We start from the raw sequence: 15885 nt of genomic DNA on the forward strand, positions 1-15885 counted from the left end.
GGACCAGCAACCGCCAGGCGGCATGGAGCTTCACAGGCACTGCTTGGCCCCCGTCGTGCTGGTGACGGAATCTGTCTGCCAAACGCCCTTGGCGTTCTTCTTCAGCCTCGTGTTGTAAAAGGCGTAGTCGTCCTTCGATGCCGGAATCGACTTATCCACCTTGCCCGTCTTGCGGTCCTTCGGGTACGACTTCGTCTCATCCACGCAGTACGTCACTGCTGCGGCGCCCGACTTCAGGAACGTCACCTGACGGTCGAAGTACCGAGTGGTCCCCTCGAAACTCCTGCCGTCCTTGTAGAAGCTCTGAACGTAGTCCGCCGCCGTCAGCAACGCATCGCCCGACGAATAGAACTTCAGCGCCGGATGTTCCTTGGCATCGACCGTGATCGCCTCATCAATCGAGTTGATCCGCCGCTCGTTGTCCGCCAGGATCGCGTCCTTCTTCGCGTCACCCGTCTTGCCTCCCTCGAAGACGTTCTTCACGCCCTTCGGCAGCTTGATCTCCGGCCGCTCGAACCCCTCATCGGACGCCGACGGAGACGGCGACTCTCTCTTCTTGTCGCCGGTCTCGGCGCCCGCGATCTTGTCGCCGTCCCCGGAGCCGCCGTCGCCCCCTCCGCAAGCAGTGAGCGAAAGGACTGCGGCAGCAGTGAAGGTGGCCGCTGCGAGCAGGGTGGGTCGGCGATTCACGGTCAGCTCCTGATGGGGGCGAGGGTTCTCTGGAGTGAACCAAGCTATCGACGAGGCAAGGGCGACGTCACGTCGAGGGCCGCCAGCAGCAAGACATACGCGGGCATAGCACCCACGCCTTGCCCCCATGGCGCGAATTGATCCCCGGCGCAGCGAATTGATCACGCGCCGAAGAGCGGGTCACCCGGACCGCGGTCTTCGCGTCAGCGAAACTCACGCCGCTACCCCAAGTGCGTATCCCCCAGCGACACCAGCAGCCTCCGCAGCGCCCCATCCAGCGCCCGCCGGTCCTCCGCCGACAAATCCCCCAGCATCCGCTCCTCGTTCGCCACGTGGTCCACCACCGCACGGTCGGCCAGTTCGAGGCCCGCCCGCGTCAGGCGCACCTTGATCGCGCGGCGGTCGGACGGGTCCGGGTGGCGTTCGATGAAGCCCTTGCGTTCCAGCTTGTCGAGGCGGTTGGTGATCGCGCCCGATGTCACCATCGCGGTCTTGATGAGGCCGCCCGCCGTCAGTTCGTGCGGGGCGCCCACCCGGCGCAGCGTGGCGAGCACGTCGAACTCCGGGAACTCCAGGCCGTGTTCGGCGAAGATCGGTTTCATCCCTTTGCTCAGCAAGTGGTTCGCCCGCGTGATGCGGCCCACCAGGGCCATCGCGTCCAGGCTCGCCGCCGCCATGTCCGGGCGTTCCCGGTGCCACTGAGCGCGCAGCTCGTCGATGGCGTCGGCCTCCACATCGACCTCCGCGTCAGCCTTCACGGTTGCCGTCGACATCGACGCCTCAGGTTCTGCCACTGTCGCGCCCCCTCTCTCTCAGCAGGCCGGAGCCCGTCAGGTCTCTTAATATTGAGATACTTGACGTTCGCAGGCCTCGGGTTCATATTTATCTCAACGTTGAGAATAACAGCGTTGAGTAGAAGTCGAGGGGGAGCAACATGTCCGTCCGTGGACAGCAAGCACGGCAATCACAGCAGGCAGACACCCTGGTCCGGCCCGCTCCAGCGCCGCGGGCCCACGCCCTCGCTACCGGGGGCCTCGCCACCGCGGCCCTCGCCGCCATCGGGCCCGCCACCTGGGGCACCACCTACGTCACCACCACCGAACTCCTGCCCCCGGACCGCCCCCTGCTCGCCGCGGCCCTGCGCGCGCTGCCCGCCGGGCTCATCCTGCTCGCCCTCACCCGGCGGCTGCCCAGCGGTGACTGGTGGTGGAAGGCGGCCGTCCTGGGGCTGCTCAACTTCGGGGCCTTCTTCCCTCTTCTGTTCTTCGGCGCCTACCACCTTCCCGGCGGCGTCGCCTCGACCATCAGCGCCGTCATGCCGCTGCTCGTCGCCGGCTTCGGAGTCGGTGTTCTGAAGGTGCGGCCCACCCGTCGTACGTTGGTCGCCGGGCTCGTCGGTTTCGTCGGCGTCGCGCTGCTCGTCCTGCGCGGCAGCGCCTCCTTCGACCTCGCGGGGCTCGTCGCCATGCTGGCCGCCACCACCCTGATGGCCCTCGCCGTCGTACTGAGCAAGCGCTGGGGACGGCCCGAAGGCGTCTCGCTGCTCGCCCTCACCGGGTGGCAACTCACCGTGGGCGGAGTGGTGTTGGCACCCATCGCCCTCAGCTTCGAAGGGCTTCCCGGCCACTTCACCGGGGCCAACCTCGCCGGATACGCCTACCTCGGCATCATCGGCACCGCCGTCGCGTACGCCCTCTGGTTCCGCGGCATCGAGCGGCTCCCCGCCTCTTCCGTCTCGTTCCTGGGGCTGACCAATCCCGTCGTCGCCACCCTCGCCGGGCTGCTCCTCCTGGGGCAGACCCTCACTCTCTGGCAGGTCGGCGGTCTGGTGCTCGTGGTGGCGAGTGTCCTGGTCGGGCAGGGCCGTGGTCGTGCCCGCCGGGCTGCTCCCGCGACCACGGCTACGGACGCGGCCTGAAGGCCCCTGTTACCGAGTACGGATCTCTTGTTACCGAGTGCGGACGGAACCCGGTGAACGAGGCCGACGTGGGGCTCATCTGAGGGGGTGTAGCCAACAGACACTTCAGATATCCCCTGGGAGAACCTAGTGATGACCACTCGCCGCGCTCGCCGTACCGCCCGTTCCGCCGCCCTGGCGGTCGTTGCCGCCGCTGCCGCGTTCTCGCTGACCGCCTGCGGCGGGAGCGGGGACGGCGCCGCTGGACCGGCGAAGAAGGACTCCGCCTCCGCCTCGTTCTCCACCGGCAACAGCGGTGTGGTCACGGTCAACGGATCCCAGACCGGCGCAGGCAAGTCCCAGGCCGACGACGTCGTGTCCGTGTCCGACTCCTCCAAGGCGGCCTCGACGTACCGCACCCAGAAGCTGGTGGACGGCAGCACGGCCAAGATCTACAAGCTCGGCGGCCAGCACTACCGCGCCGACATAGTCAGTGACGGTCAGGTCGTCGGCGATCTGGAGGCGAACGGGGAAGACACCGGAGTCGACGCCAACGGCATGTTCGTGGTGCTCACCCTGGACGGCAAGGTCCACTCCTGGATGGGCGGCGAACACCAGGGACCGGGCACGTTCAAGGTCGCGGGCGGTTGGACGGTCAAGGTGACGAAGGTCGGCGAGCTCCACTACCGCGCGGAGATCATCGGCAACGAGGGTGCGGTGGAAGGCACGCTGGAGGCGGACCAGCAGGATGACGGGGCCGTCGCCAACGGCGTGTACATCGTGCTCAGCGCCGGTGGCGAGATCAGCGCCCACGAGTAGACCCCTGTCCGGCTGTGCGGTGGAAACGACTGGCCTGGATGGTGGAGGGCGAAGATGGCGTCTCTCGCGGAGCTGCTGCGGGAGCTCAAGGAGCGGTCAGGCCTCAGTTACAAAGTCCTTGCCGAGCGGCTTCACATGAGTACGTCCACGTTGCACCGGTACTGCAACGGGGGTGCGCCACCGACCCAGTTCACTCCGTTGAAGCAGTTCGCCCGCCTCTGCGGGGCGACTCCGGAAGAGCTGGTGGAGATCCACCGGCAGTGGGTCCTGGCGGACGCGGACCGGAGGCGGAAGGCGGAGCCCACCGCCTCCGGCGTACTGAAGCCGAACCTGAAGCCGAACCTGAAGCCGGACCCGGAGCCCAAGCCCAAGGCCAAGCCCAAACCGGCGCCAGAGCCGGAATCGAAGCCGCAGCCGCAGCCGGAGACCGAGACGCCGTCCGGCCCGGCGGCCACCGTAACCGTCTTGTCCTCCTCATCGCTCTCATCGCCCTCATCGCCCCCCTCATCCCCCTCACCCCCGTCCCGCAAGCGGCGGACCCTCGTCCTCGCCGCCACCGTCGCCGCAGTCGTCGGAATCGGTTCCCTCGCTCTCGCCATGAACCGCAGCGGTGACGGCGACGCGCACAAGCGGATGCAGAAGGAGCACGCCAGGCCCACCGCCCCGCCGGACCCGAGTGGCTCGCCGTACGGGCGGACCGGCAAAAGCGCCGACAGGGACCGGCTCGAAGGCCAGGACCGGCCCGGCGCCAAGGGCCGACCCGATGGCAAGGCCGAGAAGAGTGCCTCTTCCGCTTCACCGTCCGAGAACGACAGAAACGACAGAGATGACAGGAACGACGAGAACGACGAGAACGACAGGAACCAGAACGGCCGTCCCGACCCCGCCGGCCCCCGTGGCATCGGCAAGGGCCCCGTACCCGACGGTGGGCGGGGCGACGATCCCGACGTGCCCCTGGCGGCACGCGTCAACCCGTATCTCTACGAAGACTGCGAGCACCACTTCCTGGTGAACCGGAAGCCTGCCCAGATGCCGGAGCCGCCCTCCGAGGGGGACGTGCCCGCCTGGGTGGGGGAACTCGGTGCCGTCTCGGCCCGCAACCAGTACATCGCGTTCACCGTGCAGGGCACGGGCGACGAGACCGTCACCCTGCGGAACATGAAAGTCCGCGTGCAGAGCAGCGGTGCCCCGCTCGCCTGGAACAACTTCCAGATGGGGACCCACTGCGGCGACAAGCTGTTCAACAAGGTCTTCACCGTCGACCTCGACGACGCGACGCCGCGCGCCACGCCCAACCCGGGCCAGAGCCGCTTCCCGTACAAGGTCAGCGAGAAGGACCCGCAGGTCTTCTACGTCGAGGCCAACTCTGATCTGCACGACGTGCGTTGGTACCTGGAAATGGAGTGGTCCAGCGGCAAGCGGCACGACGTGCTGCGCATCGACGACCAGGGCAAGCCGTTCCGGACCAGCGGCCAAGAGGGACGCCCCGTGTACAGCTGGTCGGAGTCCGGCGGGTGGGCGCCCGGGGGCCTGGACCACCACTGACACCCACCCGGCAGAACCCGACAGAACCCGACAGCCCCCCAGCCTCCCTCAGCCCCGGTGCGCACCACCTCGCGCAGGTGCCGCCGAGCGACGGGACTTGGCCCCGTTCGGCCACAACCTGGGGCTCCGCTTCGCCGCGAAGTCCTCGATCCAGCCCACGGCCATCACCATCAGGCCGATCAACGGCCAGACGAGGACCGTCATCCACACCATGTACGTGGTGTCCAGGGCCGAGCTCCACTGCTCGTCCTCCATGAACGGCAGGTCGTACGCCAGGTCGATGATCGGCACCGTGGCCATGATCAGGAGGTTGTGCCAGAGGTAGATCGTCACCGCTCGGTTGTTGGAGAGGGTGATGAGCTTGTCCCACCGCTTCAGGCGGCCCGGCAGCTCCTGCCACGACGGGGAGTACTGGAAGAGGATGACGACGAAGCCGAAGGACCATGCCGCCTGGGCGAGCGGGATGTCGTTCAGGTCCCAGCCGTCCGGGCCCAGATGGCCCGATGCCCACCACAGGCCGAAGGCCATGATCAGGGCCGAGACGGAGACCGCCAGGTAGCGCGGGACGCGGGCGAGGACGCCCTCCTGGTGGGCGATACCCAGGACCCAGCAGCTGCCGTACACCGCGAAGTCCGAGACCGCGTTGCCCGTCTCGCCGGGGATCGTCACGACGCCCGTGGCGAGCACCGCCGTCAGGGCAAGGGGCGCGAAGAGCGTCGCCCACGGGACCCGGCGGAACGCCCACAGGAGCAGCGGCGACGCGATGACGAACCAGAGGTACGCGCGGATGTACCAGAGCGGGCCCGCCGCCTGGGCGGGCCAAGTGTCCTCCAGGAGGCCCGCCTTGTCCCCGATGTGCCAGGGGAAGGGCGGGGCGCCGACCGGGAACACGTAGTTGAGCATGCTGACCAGGCCCCAGGTGCCCCCGTGGTCCGGGTCCTTGCTCACGTTCCAGCCGCCGTAGAACAGCAGGAAGAGTGCCACCGCGCTGAACGCCCACATGGGCGGCAGGAGTCGGCGGATGCGCCCCCTGATCACGCCCCACGCGGGGCGCTTCAGGGAGCGCGCCATCAACGCGCCCGCCAGCGCGAACATCACGCCCATGGACGGGAAGACGATCGTCAGCCAGGCCCAGCCGAACAGGTGGTAGATGACGACGCGGACGAGGGCCAGGGAGCGCAGTACGTCGAAGTAGCGGTCGCGGCCCGGCTTCTTCGCCGGGGCGGGAGCCGCGTCGGGACGGGCTGCCTCGGGACGGGACGCATCGGAACGGGCCGCCTCGGGACCGGCCGCCTCGGGACGGGCCGGGCCCACCGGCGTCACCGCCAACCCGGGGGGCGGCGGCACCTGGGGCAGCGGCTGCGTGGGATAGGTCATGCGACGGGCCTCCGGTCAGGGCTGCCCGTCCGCTGCCGCGGAATCGAGGGCGGGGTTCCGAGCACTCCCGTGCGCCGGAGCTTCTGCCAGCGAAGGCGGCCTCCGGTCAGGGCGGTGATCCAGGACTGAAGCAGCACGACGTACATCAGCTGCCGGTAGAGGATCTGCTGGAGGGGCAGCGAGATCAGATGGGTCATGCGCTCGCGGTCCAGCCGGAAGGCGTACGCCGCGCACACCGCCTGGACGGCGAGGACGCCGAGCCACGCGACGATCGTCTTCTGGGTGGGGCCGAAGACCAGGCCGTAGAGCAGGAACACGTCGATCAGCGGGGCCAGGAGCGGTGCCAGGACCATGAAGAGGGAGACCAGGGGCATGCCCACGCGGCCGAAGCGGCCCGAGGGGCCCGACTCGATCACCGAGCGGCGGTGCTTCCAGATCGCCTGCATGGTGCCGTACGACCAGCGGTAGCGCTGCGACCAGAGCTGCTGCACCGTCTCCGGCGCCTCGGTCCACGCGCGCGCCTTCTCGGCGTACACGACCCGCCAGCCGTCCCGGTGCATCGCCATCGTGATGTCGGTGTCCTCGGCGAGCGTGTCGTCGCTCATGCCGCCGACCCGTTCGAGTGCCGAACGACGGAAGGCTCCCACGGCGCCGGGGATGGTCGGCATGCAGCCGAGCATGTCGTACATCCGGCGGTCGAGGTTGAAGCCCATCACGTACTCGATGTGCTGCCAGGCGCCGATCAGCGAGTCCCTGTTGCCGACCTTCGCGTTGCCCGCGACGGCGCCCACGCGCGGGTCGCCGAACGGCTGCACCAGCTCGCGCACGGTGGACTGCTCGAAGACCGTGTCGCCGTCCATCATCACGATGAGGTCGTGACGGGCGTTGGCTATGCCTCGGTTGAGGGCGGCCGGTTTGCCCGCGTTCTGCTGGCGCACGACGCGTACGTTCGGGAGGCGAAGGCCCTCGACGATCAGCGCGGTGCCGTCCGACGAGCCGTCGTCGATGACGATGATCTCGATGGGATGGTCGCTCGACATGAGCGAACGGACCGTGGCCTCAATGCACTTGGCCTCGTTGTAGGCGGGGACGAGGACCGACACCGGTTCGGTGACGTCGGGGCCCCAGCGGAAGCCGCGCCTGCGCACCTTGCGCGCGTGCACCGCGGAGAGCAGCAGCATCAGGCCGAAGCGGAAGAGGACCAGGGAGCCGATGACGGCGAGGGCGACGACGAGTACGCCGGTGATCTTCTCCGACGCGCCGACCAGGAAGACCCAGGCCTTGCCCTTCCACAGCTCAATGCCGGAGACGGGCGCGTGCGCGCTGGGGGCGTCCAGTGCCTCGGTGAGGTTCGTGAAGTGGTAGCCCTCGTGCTGGAGGTCGGGCAGGAAGGTGTCGAGCGCGGCGACCGTCTGTGAGCGGTCGCCGCCGGAGTCGTGCATCAGGACGACGGCCCCGTCGCCGTTCTTGGGCGTGGCGCGGCGGATGATCTCGGCGACGCCGGGGCGCTTCCAGTCCTCGCTGTCGGTGTTGTTGACGACGGTGAGATAGCCGCGGCCGCCTATGTACTTCGTCACCGGCCAGGACTTGTTGTCCATGGCGTCGGAGAACGACGAGTACGGCGGGCGGAAGAGGGAGGTGCGGATGCCCGCGGCGCCCGCGAGGGCGAGCTGGTTCTGCGTGAGCTCCCAGTCGATGCGGCCCGGTGACTGGTACGACAGGTCGGGGTGGTTGAACGTGTGCAGGCCGACCTCATGGCCCTCGTCCACCATGCGCTCGACGAGGTCGGGGTAGCGCGACGCCATCGTGCCGGTGACGAAGAAGACGCCGTGCGCGTGGTGCTTCTTCAGTACGTCGAGGACCTTGGGGGTCCACTCCGGGTCCGGGCCGTCGTCGAAGGTCAGCACGAGCCGGTGGCGTGGAACGCTCAGCGTCCCCTCGTGGCCGCCTCGGGTGTCGATGACCGGGCCGCCCTCAAGGATCTTCTCCGGGACCTTGCCGGTGCCCGCGGGCGGGCGGATGCGGTGGTCGGCGAGGATCTCGCTGTGCGTGTAGCCGCGCAGCATGAGCATCGCCATCAGGGCGACGAGGAGGAGCAGAGGCAGGAGGTAGCGCAGGGGGAGTCTGCGCCGCTTGGTGCCGCGGGCCGGTTGCGCACGGCGTCGGCCGCCGCCACTGCCCCGGGGCTGGGCACGGCCGTTCCGGGGCGGCGCATGACCGTTCCGGTTCTGGGCGTGGCCGTTCCTGGAACCGGCGGACCGGCCCCTGTTGGTACGGGAGTTCATCGCTGTGAGCCCTCCGAGGGCTGCTGGGCGGAGCTGAGCGGGGACTGATGGCCGTAGACGGCGACCTGGACGCGCAGCGGGGACTGCTGTTCGCCGGCGGGCTGCATGACGGGGACTTCGCCGGCGCCTCCGCCGGCGTCGCCCGGGGGCTCCGTCGACGGGTCCGGGTCCGGCGTGGTGGGATCGATGGTCGGGTCCGGGTCCGTGCCCGGCTTCGTGGGGTCGACGGTCGGGTCGGGGTCCGTGCCGCCACCACCGCCGCCGCTTGTCGGGTCGGGGTCGGGTTTGCCGCCGCCCGTGGGATCGGGGTCGGGCTTGCCGCCGCCCGCGTCGCCCTTGCCGTCGGCCGTCTCTGACGGGTCGGCCGAGCCGTCGCCACCGGTCGCGGGGGCGGTGTTGCCGCTCTCCGACGCGCCGGGCGAGGGTGTCGTGCCGGATGATGCCGAGGGGTCGAGGGAGTCGGCCGGGCGGTTCGGTGTGTCCACCTTGCTCGCCGGCTTCTCGTCCTTGGGGTCGATCGGGACCCAGGGTGCGTCGGAGTTGCCCGAGAGCAGGGTGCCTACGATGATCACCGCGTACACGGCGCAGGCTATGCCGACGAGTACGCCTATGCGGCGGTATCTCCGGCTGCGGCGGCCCGTCTCGTCGACGAAGACCGGCCCGTCCGGCGCGTCTTGGCCACTCTCGGCGGACAGATCCGCCAGCTGTCGCCCCACTCCGTCGATCTGAACGGTGACTTCGTTCGGATCATGGGTGTGTTCCGGTAGGGCATCTTCTCGCCAATTCTCCATGCGTACGCACAACCCCCACATAACCTGGCTCGGGCGCGCACGACTCCGGGCAACTTTTTGCCGTCGGACCGGGCCCCCACCCGATCCGAGCGCCCCCCTATCACACCGCGCCCGGACCATGAATGTAGCGCACAGCGGTGACAGTCGTACTAATCCATCAGTCCCGCCCCACCATGATGAGCGCATCCGTGGCCGGAACCCACCCGCCTTCGGGCCTGCGCAGCCACCCCTCGGCCTCGGAGAGTTCGGCAGCCGCCGCACGCAACGCGTCGACCCCCGGATGCACGAGCCCCTTTCTCCACACCAACGACACAGGCGACAGCGGCACCGGATCGATCAGTGGCCGCAGGACCGACTCGGGCATGGCCGGAAAATCCACCGCCGCCAGCACGGGGTTCCGGTTCTTCGCCATGACCCGCCCGAACTCCTCGGCGCCCACCGCGAGGGGCGCGGGCGGCGCCACCTCGATGCCGCGCCCCTCGAAGAGGCGGTGCGCCAGGTCGGTCCACTCCAGCGTCCGCGGATTGCCCGCCCCCGCGTACACGCTCTCCCCCGCGAGCGCCCCGAGCGGTACCGCGTCCAGCTCGGCCAAGGGGTGGCCGAGCGGCAGGAGCACCGCCATCGGCTCGTACCGCACCGGCTGCTGAGCGAGCCGCGACCGCAGGGCCGGTTCGAGCCCGGCGTACCGCCCGAAGGAGACGTCGAGCCGCCCGGCGGCGATCTCGGCGGCGGCCCAGGTGAGGCCGCTCTCGAAGCGGGCCATCAGCTCGCAGTCCGGGGCGAGTTCGCGGGCCCGCTCCAGGACGCGCCGGCTGATGAGCCCCTCGCTGTTCAGGTCCACGAGCAGCGGGCGGGCCGCCGCGCCGCCGCAGCTCGCGCCCCGCGCGAAGGCGGCGGCCAGGTCGTCGTGCGCGTCGAGCACCCGCCGCGCGTACGGCAGCAGCCGCTCGCCGTCGGCCGTCAGCGTGACCTGCCGCGTCGTCCGTACGAAGAGCTCGGCGCCCAACTCCCGCTCCAGGCGCCGCACATCACGGCTCAACGCCTGCTGGGCCACGTAGAGGCGGGCGGCGGCCCGCGTGAAGTGCAGCTCTTCACAGACGGCCATGAAGGCACGCAGGAGGCGGGGTTCCAGGTCTGTCACGCCGAGAACCTACATCGGCGACGGGCGCCGGAGGCGGGGACTTGCAAGCGCCGGAGACGGCGACTTACAGGCGCCGGAGACGGGGACTTACAACAGGAGTGCGTGAGTGGGGCCCCAGTAGGTGTTGGACCCCGCACCGCCGCCCCGGTGAGGGTGATCGCATGCCGCCCGCCGAATCCCGCGCGCCCCGCCGCCGCAACCCTTACGCCCGCCTCTTCCGCATACCAGGAGCCACCGCCTTCACCCTCGGCAACCTCATCGCCCGCCTCCCCATGGGGATGTTCAGCGTGAGCGCCGTCATCATGATCGCCGGGGCACGCGGTTCGTACGCCCTCGCGGGCGCCGTCACCGCGACGGGCCTCGCCGCGACCGCCCTCGTGGCGCCCTGGACCGCCCGCCTCGTGGACCGGTACGGCCAGGCACGGATCGCCGTCCCCGCCACCGCGATCGCCGCACTCGGCTCGCTCTCCCTGCTCCTGTGCGTGCACTACGGAGCGCCCGGCTGGACCCTGTTCGCCTCGTACGCGGCGACGGCCACGACCCCCAACACCGGCGGCATGTCCCGCGCCCGCTGGGCCCACCTCCTCAAGGACGACGAGCGGGCCGTGCACACCGCCAACTCCTTCGAGCAGGCCGCGGACGAGCTCTGCTTCATGCTCGGCCCCGTCCTCGCGGCCTTCCTGTGCGGGGCGCTCTTCCCGGAGGCGGGCACCCTCATCGGAGTCGTCCTGCTCATGACCGGCGTCCTGCTCTTCGCCGCCCAGCGCACGACGGAACCGCCGCCCCGGGGACGTACGACCACGAAGGAGAAAACGCCCCTCCACGCGCGCGGGATGCCCACACTGCTCGCCGCCTTCCTCGCCACCGGTGCCGTCTTCGGTTCGATGGAGGTCGTGACGATCGCCTTCGCGGACACGCAGGGGCACAAGGCTGTCGCCGGTGCGATCCTCGCGCTCCAGGCCGCGGGCTCCTGCGCGGCGGGCCTCCTCTACGGGACGCTCAAGCCGAGCGGGCCGCTGCGCCGCCGCCACATCCTGTGCGTCGGCGCGATGGCGGCCCTGATGACGCTTCCGCTCCTGGCCGCCACGCTCACCGGCTCGCTCCTTGTGCTCGCCGGGGCTCTCCTTGTCGCCGGAATGGCTACGGCACCGACGATGGTCACCGGCATGACCCTGGTCCAACAGCTGACCCCCGAGGGCCGGTTGAACGAGGGCATGACCCTCGCCGTCACCGGCATCCTCGGGGGCATCGCGTGCGGGGCCGCAGCAGGGGGCTGGGTGGTGGAGCACCTGAGTCCCGCCCGGGGCTACGCGGTCCCGGTCACCGCCGCGTGCTGCGCGCTGCTGCTCAGCATCGTGCGGGCTTGCGCCACGAGCACTCCAGATCCCCGCTCGGCTCGGCCCCGCGCCGCGAGCGCGGCATGACCAAAACGGCCTTGTCCTCGGTCGACTTGGCGAGCGTCACGACGATCGCGTCCTCCAGGGCCTTCACCGAAGAGGGCATGTAGTTGTTCAGGATGATGCTGAACACGAGCTCACGCCCGCCCGCGTCCTTCACGTACCCCGAGAGCGCGGACGCGGCGGTCAACGACCCGGTCTTGGCCCGTACGTTCATGGCCGCCGGAGTTCCGCACATGCGCGTACGCAGCGTGCCGCCGACGAACTTGTCCGGGGCGCAGGCCACCGGAAGGGACTTGTACCAGTCGGCGTACCAGGGCTCGCCCTTGGCCGAGAGCAGAAGCTTGATCAGCTGGTCGGCGGGGGCGTTGTCCTTGCGCGAGAGCCCGGAGCCGTCGACCTGGCGCACCTTGCCGGGGTCGACACCGGCGGTCTTCAGGTAGGAGCTGATGGCGGCGAGACCGTCCGTCCAGTTCCCCGGCCGTCCGGTCGCCTCGTACCCCATCGTCTTCGTGAGGTTCTCCGCGTGCATGTTGTTGGAGAGCTTCATGAAGGGGATCATCAGCTCCTTCAGCGGCATGGAGTCGTGCGACGCGAGCTGACGCGCGCCCTTGGGAGTGGCCAGCCCGGCCTTCGTCGGCCCGCTCACCCGCACCCCGTGCGCCTTCAGCGCGTCCCGGAAGATCGCGGCCGCGTATCCGGTCGGCTCCCAGACGGTGATCCACTCCTTGGTGGCGTCACCCCCCACGGGGACGGTGCCGGTGACCGTGAGGGTGTTGGTGCCGTGCTCGCGCTCGATGGTGAGCGTGTCCTGACCGCCGGCGGCGACGGTCCTTGCGCTGTTGTCGACGTCCACGTAATCGGTCTTCGGGGTCACCGTGACCTTGGGCCGGTCCCCGGCCTTCGCTCCGGGCGTGGCCTCGACGATGACCGTCCCGGTGTCGTAGTCGGTGTCCGGGGCGACGCTCAGCGCGGAGATCTGGGCCGCGTAGTACGCGAACTCGTCGTCGCCGGACCAGGTGTCGCCGATGCGCTTGTCGTCGAACCGGGTGTCGTCCGCGACCAGCCGCCCCGAGACCTTCCGGACCCCCGAGTCGGCGATCTTCGCGGCGAGTTGGTCGTAGTCCTTGGCCAGCGTCGTCGGGTCGCCGGTGCCCCGCAGGTAGAGGTCACCGGAGAGGACGGGGCCGTGCTGCCTGCCGTCGGTGAGCACATCGGTGGTGAAGCGGTGGTCGGGCCCGAGCCGCTCCATGGCCGCCGTCGAGGTGAGCAGCTTGGTGTTGGACGCGGGCATCAGGCGTCCGCTGGGCAGGTGCTGGTAGAGCACGTCACCGGACGCGGCGTCGGCGACGACGACACTCGCCGCGCCGCCCTCCATCCGGGGATCGCCGAGGATCGTGTCGATGGCTTCGGGCAGGCCGCTGCGGTCGGAGTCGGCCCCGGCAGGCGAGCTGACGGAGAGGGTGGCCGCCGCGACTCCGAGCACGGCGGGCCAGATCCAGTGGCGCATACGGGCGTTGACGCGTCTCACGGGTCTACTCATGACCCAGGAGCATCCCGGACGCGGCCGCCTCGCGACAGACCCCACTCCGGACATCTATGGGGCGGCCTCGGGTGTGGCCACGGAAAAAGCCCCCTGGCCAGCGGCCAGGAGGCTTTAACCTCACATGGGAATTGTGGAGATGGCGGGAATCGAACCCGCGTCCAACGGTGCAAAAGGAGGGCTTCTCCGAGCGCAGTTCGCTACGATTTTCTCGGCCCCGGTGATCTCGCGAACAAGTCTCCGACGGGCCCAGTCACTGTTTGATTTCCCATCGAACCCCGTGACCGGGATCGATGGTTTAGTTCCCTAGATTATGCCAGGATCCGGGTCGGGAACACCCCCGGGCTGACACCCATTAAGGGTCCTTCACTCACTGCTTATTAGGCAGCGAGGGCGAAGGACTGGGAATCGCTCTTAGAATTGGCGATTATTGGTTGCGACATATGGTTAACGAGATCATTGTCGCTTCCTCGGCTCGCTTCCCCTGCTTCGACATCCGCTGTCGAAACCGATCATCCCCATGTTTACCGCTATTGAATTAGATACTGCCTCAATGCGCGCCCCGGTTGTGCGGGGCAGTGCCCATCGTACGTGAACAACGCCCGACGGGGCCAGCCAATTCCCGCGTGCCCCGTCCGGGCCCACGCGGACCCAGGGTCCTAGGCGCTGCGCTGGCGCTTCTTGACCTCCGCGACCGCGCGGTTCGTCTCGCGCAGATCCTGCTTCTCCTTGAGCGTCTGGCGCTTGTCGTACTCCTTCTTGCCCTTGGCCAGCGCGATCTCGACCTTGACCCGGCTGTCCTTGAAGTACAGGGCCAGGGGCACGATCGTGTGACCCGTCTCCTGCGACTTGGACTCCAGCTTGTCGATCTCCGCCCGGTGCAGCAGCAGCTTGCGCTTCCGCGTGGCGGAGTGGTTGGTCCAGGTCCCTTGCACGTACTCCGGGACGTGGATGTTGTGCAGCCAGGCCTCGCCGCCGTCGATGTGCACGAAGCCGTCCACCAGGGAGGCCCGGCCCATCCGCAGCGACTTGACCTCGGTGCCCATCAGGACGAGGCCGCACTCGTAGGTGTCGATGATGTGGTAGTCGTGCCGCGCCTTCTTGTTCTGCGCGACCATCTTCCGGGCAGGGGCCTTCTCAGCGGCCTTCGCGGCCTTGCGCTTTACCTTTTCCTTCGCCATAGTGCGCCTATTTTCGCACTACGAGGGGGGTCCAAGGCCAGTCAATACTGTCTCGGCCCGTCTCTCGGCGCTGTCCTGGACCTCCAGGTCCGGGGTGATGCCACGGCCGTCGACCGCCTGCCCCGAAGGAGTGCGGTAGTGCCCGACCGTCAGCTCGGCGACCGAACCGTCGGGCAACCGGCTCGGCATCTGGACCGAGCCCTTGCCGAAGGTCCGTGAGCCCACCACGACCGCACGGCCGCGATCCTGCAGGGCGCCCGTGAGCAGTTCGGCCGCGCTCATCGTGCCGCCGTCGACCAGGGCCACCACGGGTCTGGTGGTGTCACCGCCACGCTCCGCGTGCAGGGCCTTCTGCCGACCGCGCACGTCGTACGTCGCCACCAGGCCCCCGTCGACGAGCCCCGAGGCCGCGGTGACCGCCTCCGACACCAGGCCCCCGGAGTTGCCTCGCAGGTCGAGCAGGATTCCGGCGCCCTTGGGAGCGTCGCGCACCGCGGAACGTACGCGCTTGCCCGCCCCCTTGGTGAAGGCCTCGACCTTGATCATCACGGCGCCGCCCGCGAGCTGGGTGACCGTGACGGAGTCCGTGGTCAGGCGGGCCCGGTGCAGCGTCTCGCTCCACGCGCGCGTGCCCCGCTTCAGGCCGAGCTCGACCGGGCTGCCCGCGCGGGTACCGCGCAGCAGGGACACGACCTCGGTGACGGGAAGGCCCGTGACGCGCTTGCCGTCGATGCTGCCCAGCTGGTCGCCCTCGCGGATGCCGGCCCGCTCGGCGGGGCCGCCGCGCTGGACCCGGGACACCTCGATGCGCCCGTCGGCCGTGCGCCTGGCCCAGAGGCCGACACCGGTGTACGCGCCGTCCAGGGACTGCTCGAACTCTTGGTACTCCCCCGGGGAGTACACCGCCCCCCAGCGGTCACCGCTGCGGCTGACGGCGTCCTCCGCGGCCTTCTCGCCGGACTTGCCGTCAGCCATCGCCTCCGCGGCGGCGTCGGCCGCTTCGGAGGCGGCGTCGGTGGAGGAGGCGACGGAACGGGTGGACGTGGAGGGAGCAGGCGACTTCCGGCCTTCGTCGGCCACGTCGTCCCAGGACCCGGTGGCCGCACCGGTGGCGAGCACGCTCGCGAACACCAATGTCAGGGTCGCCCCGCGGCGGATACGGCGGGGCCGGGAGAGCCGGTAGCAGAACCGGTCGAGGCCTGACATGCCGGTGAGTCTA

At 69.5% G+C, this 15885-nt stretch carries 13 protein-coding genes and 1 other RNA gene; 4 read left to right on the forward strand and 10 right to left on the reverse strand.

The features are described from left to right. Positions 1-30: 30 nt before the first annotated feature. Both ACZ5CR_RS23075 and ACZ5CR_RS23080 read right to left on the reverse strand, forming a co-directional pair. The gene (locus ACZ5CR_RS23075; protein WP_468860191.1) at positions 31-690 is read right to left on the reverse strand and encodes a hypothetical protein; all 660 of its coding nucleotides are present in this window, start codon (positions 688-690) and stop codon (positions 31-33) included. 221 nt (positions 691-911) lie between these two features. Then, positions 912-1484 (reverse strand): MarR family winged helix-turn-helix transcriptional regulator, encoded by a 573-nt coding sequence (locus ACZ5CR_RS23080; RefSeq protein ID WP_468860193.1) that lies wholly within the window; start codon positions 1482-1484, stop codon positions 912-914. 140 nt (positions 1485-1624) lie between these two features. Between ACZ5CR_RS23080 and ACZ5CR_RS23085 the strand changes: the two genes are divergently transcribed. The 3 genes from ACZ5CR_RS23085 (at position 1625) to ACZ5CR_RS23095 (ending at position 4951) form a co-directional block, all read left to right on the forward strand. Then, the gene (locus ACZ5CR_RS23085; protein ID WP_468860195.1) at positions 1625-2608 is read left to right on the forward strand and encodes an EamA family transporter; all 984 of its coding nucleotides are present in this window, start codon (positions 1625-1627) and stop codon (positions 2606-2608) included. Positions 2609-2740: 132 nt separating this feature from the next. After that, positions 2741-3406 carry a hypothetical protein gene (locus tag ACZ5CR_RS23090; RefSeq protein ID WP_468860197.1) on the forward strand — a complete coding sequence of 222 codons (666 nt, stop codon included), beginning with the start codon at positions 2741-2743 and terminating at the stop codon, positions 3404-3406. A 54-nt stretch (positions 3407-3460) separates the two neighbouring features. Further along, positions 3461-4951 (forward strand): helix-turn-helix domain-containing protein, encoded by a 1491-nt coding sequence (locus ACZ5CR_RS23095; RefSeq protein ID WP_468860198.1) that lies wholly within the window; start codon positions 3461-3463, stop codon positions 4949-4951. 48 nt (positions 4952-4999) lie between these two features. On the opposite strand, the gene ACZ5CR_RS23100 is transcribed toward ACZ5CR_RS23095, so the two are convergent. The 4 genes from ACZ5CR_RS23100 to ACZ5CR_RS23115 all read right to left on the reverse strand — a co-directional run bounded on the left by ACZ5CR_RS23100 (position 5000) and on the right by ACZ5CR_RS23115 (position 10545). After that, a complete protein-coding gene (locus tag ACZ5CR_RS23100) occupies positions 5000-6328 on the reverse strand; it encodes an acyltransferase family protein (RefSeq protein WP_468860199.1) in 1329 nt (442 codons plus the stop codon). Then, positions 6325-8613, reverse strand: a complete 2289-nt coding sequence (locus ACZ5CR_RS23105) for a glycosyltransferase (RefSeq protein WP_468860201.1) — start codon at positions 8611-8613, stop codon at positions 6325-6327. The genes ACZ5CR_RS23100 and ACZ5CR_RS23105 overlap by 4 nt, the downstream gene beginning before the upstream one ends. Next, positions 8610-9329: a hypothetical protein gene (locus ACZ5CR_RS23110; RefSeq protein WP_468860203.1), complete on the reverse strand. Its 720-nt coding sequence runs from the start codon at positions 9327-9329 to the stop codon at positions 8610-8612. The genes ACZ5CR_RS23105 and ACZ5CR_RS23110 overlap by 4 nt, the downstream gene beginning before the upstream one ends. 232 nt (positions 9330-9561) lie before the next feature. Then, positions 9562-10545 carry a LysR family transcriptional regulator gene (locus ACZ5CR_RS23115; protein ID WP_468860205.1) on the reverse strand — a complete coding sequence of 328 codons (984 nt, stop codon included), beginning with the start codon at positions 10543-10545 and terminating at the stop codon, positions 9562-9564. A gap of 161 nt (positions 10546-10706) precedes the next feature. On the opposite strand from ACZ5CR_RS23115, the gene ACZ5CR_RS23120 reads away from it, so the two are divergent. Beyond that, the gene (locus ACZ5CR_RS23120; RefSeq protein ID WP_468860207.1) at positions 10707-11969 is read left to right on the forward strand and encodes an MFS transporter; all 1263 of its coding nucleotides are present in this window, start codon (positions 10707-10709) and stop codon (positions 11967-11969) included. Here the strand turns inward: ACZ5CR_RS23120 and dacB are convergent. The 4 genes from dacB to ACZ5CR_RS23140 all read right to left on the reverse strand — a co-directional run bounded on the left by dacB (position 11893) and on the right by ACZ5CR_RS23140 (position 15872). Further along, complete coding sequence (dacB, locus tag ACZ5CR_RS23125) at positions 11893-13485, reverse strand: D-alanyl-D-alanine carboxypeptidase/D-alanyl-D-alanine endopeptidase (protein ID WP_468860209.1); 1593 nt, start codon at positions 13483-13485, stop codon at positions 11893-11895. The two genes, ACZ5CR_RS23120 and dacB, sit on opposite strands and share 77 nt — an antisense overlap. A 131-nt stretch (positions 13486-13616) precedes the next feature. Beyond that, positions 13617-14005: a transfer-messenger RNA gene (gene ssrA, locus ACZ5CR_RS23130) on the reverse strand. A gap of 139 nt (positions 14006-14144) precedes the next feature. Next, complete coding sequence (gene smpB / locus ACZ5CR_RS23135; protein WP_389908525.1) at positions 14145-14666, reverse strand: SsrA-binding protein SmpB; 522 nt, start codon at positions 14664-14666, stop codon at positions 14145-14147. Positions 14667-14684: 18 nt separating this feature from the next. Next, positions 14685-15872, reverse strand: a complete 1188-nt coding sequence (locus ACZ5CR_RS23140) for a S41 family peptidase (protein ID WP_468860211.1) — start codon at positions 15870-15872, stop codon at positions 14685-14687. Between the last annotated feature and the right edge of the window lie 13 nt (positions 15873-15885).

It is taken from the genome of Streptomyces sp. NPDC031274, from assembly GCF_055570235.1.

What these genes read in the sequence shown, in the direction of transcription:
- ACZ5CR_RS23085 (WP_468860195.1), top strand. Translation starts at nt 1,625, where the DNA reads ATGTCCGTCCGTGGACAGCAAGCACGGCAATCACAGCAGGCAGACACC.
- ACZ5CR_RS23090 (WP_468860197.1), top strand. Translation starts at nt 2,741, where the DNA reads ATGACCACTCGCCGCGCTCGCCGTACCGCCCGTTCCGCCGCCCTGGCG.
- ACZ5CR_RS23095 (WP_468860198.1), top strand. Translation starts at nt 3,461, where the DNA reads ATGGCGTCTCTCGCGGAGCTGCTGCGGGAGCTCAAGGAGCGGTCAGGC.
- ACZ5CR_RS23100 (WP_468860199.1), bottom strand. Translation starts at nt 6,328, where the DNA reads ATGACCTATCCCACGCAGCCGCTGCCCCAGGTGCCGCCGCCCCCCGGG.
- ACZ5CR_RS23105 (WP_468860201.1), bottom strand. Translation starts at nt 8,613, where the DNA reads ATGAACTCCCGTACCAACAGGGGCCGGTCCGCCGGTTCCAGGAACGGC.
- ACZ5CR_RS23120 (WP_468860207.1), top strand. Translation starts at nt 10,707, where the DNA reads ATGCCGCCCGCCGAATCCCGCGCGCCCCGCCGCCGCAACCCTTACGCC.
- dacB (WP_468860209.1), bottom strand. Translation starts at nt 13,485, where the DNA reads ATGAGTAGACCCGTGAGACGCGTCAACGCCCGTATGCGCCACTGGATC.
- smpB (WP_389908525.1), bottom strand. Translation starts at nt 14,666, where the DNA reads ATGGCGAAGGAAAAGGTAAAGCGCAAGGCCGCGAAGGCCGCTGAGAAG.
- ACZ5CR_RS23140 (WP_468860211.1), bottom strand. Translation starts at nt 15,872, where the DNA reads ATGTCAGGCCTCGACCGGTTCTGCTACCGGCTCTCCCGGCCCCGCCGT.